The 2,671-nt window shown below is 51.7% G+C and carries 1 protein-coding gene and 1 pseudogene; one reads left to right on the forward strand and one right to left on the reverse strand.

The features are described 5' to 3' along the window. Positions 1-179: pseudogene (locus Q0231_RS16685) on the reverse strand (hypothetical protein); the annotation flags it as partial. 129 nt (positions 180-308) lie between these two features. Between Q0231_RS16685 and Q0231_RS04745 the strand changes: the two are divergent. After that, complete coding sequence (locus Q0231_RS04745) at positions 309-1,232, forward strand: DMT family transporter (protein WP_299345723.1); 924 nt, start codon at positions 309-311, stop codon at positions 1,230-1,232. The last annotated feature ends 1,439 nt before the right edge of the window (positions 1,233-2,671 follow it).

Here is a 2,671-nt window from a genome sequence, read left to right on the forward strand (position 1 = left end):
AAGCTTGAGTTTTCCACTTGCTGGAACCAGTGGGACGCTGGCAGCATGCGCACCTTTATATCTTGCGGTGTATCAAAAGCGCTTGTGCTCATGGCTGCTTCAAAAAGTTCTTCGCATAGAGCACTAAGGTCATATTGTTTTGCAAGTGGGGCTGAGTATTCGACAATGATATGGGGCATGATGGTTCAAACTCTTGGCATAGTTCACATGTTATTCTTATAGGCGGTTTAGAAATTCAGTGCTACGGTTTACGTCTTCACTCTTTGGCGTGCTGAATTGATCGTGCGCTTTTACCTTCAGGTTAACTTATGAATAACATCAATCCCGACACCGGGAATAACATTTCCAAGGGTATTGCCCTGACATTGATTTCCATTCTGATTTTTTCCGTGCAGGATGTTGCGGTGAAGTATTTGGTGACGGATTATCCACCTACACAGGTGGTTATGTTCCGGTTTTGGGGCGTTGCGGTTTTCACGCTTGTTTGGATTATGCGGGAAGGGCCAATTGGGAAGGCCTTTCACACCAAACGACCGGTCATGCAAATTGCACGTGGCATATTGTTGGTGCTGGATATTTGGTGTTTCAGCGCGGCGCTACAGTTCATGCCACTGAGCGATTTGCAAGCCATTTTCATGCTGTTTCCGGTTGTTGTGACTTTGTTTGCCATACCGATATTGGGAGAGAAGGTTGGCATATTCAGGTGGTCAGCCATTGGGGTCGGGTTTTTGGGCACGATGATCATCATCCGCCCCGGCTTTCAAGAGGTGAACATTGGGGTTTGGTTCATGCTTGGGGCGGTGACAACGTTTGCGCTTTATACCGTTCTGACGCGGTTGGTTGCGCGCACGGATAGCACCACAACCTCGATGGCCTATATGGCGGTTGTTGGGGTTGTCCTTTCCACAAGCGTTGGCATTTTCAACATGGTTCCGATGACGCTGAACGCTTGGCTTTTGATGCTATTGGTGATTGTGACGGCCAATGTGGCGCACACGCTTTTTGCGATGGCTTATCGCGAAGCACCTGCAAGCGCATTGCAGCCCTTCAACTTCCTAATTTTGCCCGCCGCTATCATCATGACGGTGATCTTTTTCGGTCACTGGATTGATATGATTAGCCTTTTTGGTGCAACGCTGACAGTGGGTGCGGGGCTATTTGTGTGGTGGCGTGAACGGCAAAAGGCAAAAGCTGCGCAACGCGACGCAATTAAACAAATGCCAATACGTTAGGGGAACAATGGATCGGACAGGCGCGACATACGCGGAGAGATCAGATAGGGGATGATCGCGAGAACATGCCCACACCTGTCCGAACACTTGTTGGCAATAAACCTGGCGGGCTTTGCGAGGCATGAGATGATTGCACACCCGCCAAGGTTATTGCACAGCACCACTTGCGAAGTGCTGATTGAAGGATCAAAACCAGAAAAGTCAGAGGCTGGTGACGATCAATCCGTTCAACTTGTCCTCACTATGCGCAGAGTTCTTGATTCTTATAATTGATATAAATCAATTGTGATGTAGTTACATTTGAAACATTTTTTCGCACGGGGTACGTCTTGGTCAGCCTATGATCCGCTAAAGCCGCACCATCGATTGGCCGGAACAGGCGTACATTTTTGAAACGCGCCGTCGCGAACCTATTTGCTTCCCCGACATCCCCGCCAATTGACGCGCAGATAAGCAAACAGTTGATCCGGGGTCTATTTAGCCACACCAAAGCCCCCGACATGCACCCGCATTCGACCTTTGTTTTTAAATTCGCGCTGTCGAACCGAAAAACCGGTTCCCACTTTTTCTGACAACGCTCAAATTGCGTTTCACACGAGGCGATTGTTGTCTCGTTATGGGTAGTAAATGATGAGACAATAAACGCCTCGTGTGGACAGTTGTTTTTCGCCAACGTCCAATTGCCCCGGGGTGCTAAACCCTTCTATCCCCTTACCCGCGTTCCACCAAAACTGTTCTGATCGGTTTGATCATTTGGTGATATTGGAAAACAGTACCCAATAAACGACTTACAGCTGCCCTCGGTGTCGGACTGGACAGATCAAACGGTGCGGCACCGCAAACGTCTTGCGGCCCGGCCATCCCCTTTGATTTGGTCAGCGCCCCGCCTGATACGGTTTGCCTTCCACCACCCGCCATTCGTCAACAGCCTGCGCGGTTTCAATCAAAGGTGAGATATTGTGGCATAGGGATTTGTGGCGGGGATAGATTTTTTGGTTTTCTTTCGCACCGCCGTTGGTCGCTTCACTCCCGACCCCGGCACCCCCGCCATTTTCGCGCCGCCGTTGGTCGCTTCACTCCCGACCCCGGCACCCCCGCCATTTTCGCGCCGCCGTTGGTCGCTTGACTTGCTGCTTTTGGCGCTCACGCCGCGCGGGCTGGCCCGGCCCCCGCCATTTTTACACCGCCGTCGCGAACTGCGTTCGCTTCCCCGGCACCCCCGCCATTTGGTGCCTAACAGTCAGGCAAGAAAAAACGCTCTCCCTCACCCTGAGCTTGTCGAAGGGTCCGGGAAATGTTGCAGGGTGGTTCGACAGGCTCACTATGAGGGTGGCGTTTGCAGGAAAACCCAGGCGTGACCCCGGATCAAGTCCGGGGATGCCAAGGGCGCAACGTGAAAAAATCTGTAGTGCTGAAGTGAGACTTGGGCGGTCAGCCCG

The sequence above is a fragment of the uncultured Maritalea sp. genome (assembly GCF_937139385.1).
GTDB classification, from domain to species: Bacteria; Pseudomonadota; Alphaproteobacteria; order Rhizobiales; family Devosiaceae; genus Maritalea; species Maritalea porphyrae_A.